Origin of the sequence: Gilliamella bombi, assembly GCF_900103255.1 — a bacterium.
Lineage (GTDB): Bacteria > Pseudomonadota > Gammaproteobacteria > Enterobacterales > Orbaceae > Gilliamella > Gilliamella bombi.
On the sequence record NZ_FMWS01000076.1, the window covers coordinates 2653 to 3889 of the forward strand.

2 protein-coding genes are annotated in these 1237 nt (G+C 27.3%); one reads left to right on the forward strand and one right to left on the reverse strand.

All coding sequences use genetic code 11. The annotated features are described in order from the left end of the window. Window positions 1-155 precede the first annotated feature (155 nt). On the forward strand, window positions 156-593 hold the full coding sequence (locus tag B9N71_RS11845; RefSeq protein ID WP_034915509.1) for a hypothetical protein: 438 nt from the start codon (window positions 156-158) through the stop codon (window positions 591-593). A gap of 232 nt (window positions 594-825) precedes the next feature. Here B9N71_RS11845 and B9N71_RS13110 read toward each other — a convergent pair. Beyond that, the coding region (locus B9N71_RS13110; protein ID WP_167370113.1) for a restriction endonuclease subunit S domain-containing protein at window positions 826-1237 on the reverse strand (412 nt) is incomplete at its 5' end.

The window sequence follows — 1237 nt, forward strand, 5'->3', positions numbered from 1 at the left end:
CTTAAAGGAGCTGGAGGCTGACTAACAAAGCACTATTTGAATATATTGAAATCTATTATAATTATATACATCATCAAGGTGGGCTCTGTCTAATATTTTGGTGAGAATCTAATTAATTGAATTGGTTAAATTTTTAAAAATACTGGAGAAAATAAATGGATTTAACTGATTTTCTTAGGACTGGGATATATTTGGGATTAAAAGTAGAATTACCAGAGAAAGAAATATATTCTATTTTTCAAAAAAAAGATTTGGGTAAAAAATATTATTTTGATAAATTTAAAAAAAGTGAAGGTTTTTCTTATTTTTACGATTCACTGGAAATAATGGTTGTTAATTCCAAGATATATTCAATAGGATTTGATTTAGCTCGTCATCCAGTTACTTTATTGAATAATATAATCATATATTCTGAAACAAGTTTTGAACTTATTATGAAATATCTTGATATTGCTGATATAAATTGGTCTTTTGAAAAACAATATTGTTATAGTCGCGAATTAACAATCAAAACCGAAGGAAATGTTTTAATTGGTTGTGTATATGATAAAGGCAATTATTGGCTATCAAAATTCAAAACATTCAAAAAGTAAAAGGGGATTTTCTACTTTTTGACTGTACTATTTAAGGGAATAGTTACAATTGCAAAGATGAGTTAATAGCCAAAGCAGAAGAAATTGGTGTCTATGATTAATGCCGACAAGTTAAGGGATTTATTAATATTTATAATACAGGTAATCCCATTGGGGAAAACGCCTAATGATATTTTTGAAGGATCATTTCAACCATGGAGAGTAAACTTGCCGATGTTTTTCTACAGACTTTTTAGCAAGGACCAATTAAGCAACCAACCATCGCCATAGGAATAAAAATTGGAAATATAATCAAACCAATCATATCGCCCTGGATGTCAATATCTGATTCTTTTTTATGATTTGATTTAACAAATACAGTAATTGATTCTGGTAATAAATATTGATCAGATAATGTATTGGATTGCTTATAGAAGTTTCCTTTGGTTTTAAATAGAACTTGATAATAACCATCTCTCAAAATCGATTTTGATTTATATTTCGCTAATAATTTTTTATTGTTTAAGGCTTTTACCTCAGGAATAACATTACTATATTGAGCAACAATTTCATCACTTAAATTTTCTTGATAAAATGTAATTGATACACTTTCAATATCATCTTTATTTTCAGCTAAAAAATCATTGATCCTCGCCAAAATATTA

Coding starts and splice junctions, on each gene's coding strand:
- B9N71_RS11845 (WP_034915509.1), top strand. CDS start 156: ATGGATTTAACTGATTTTCTTAGGACTGGGATATATTTGGGATTAAAA.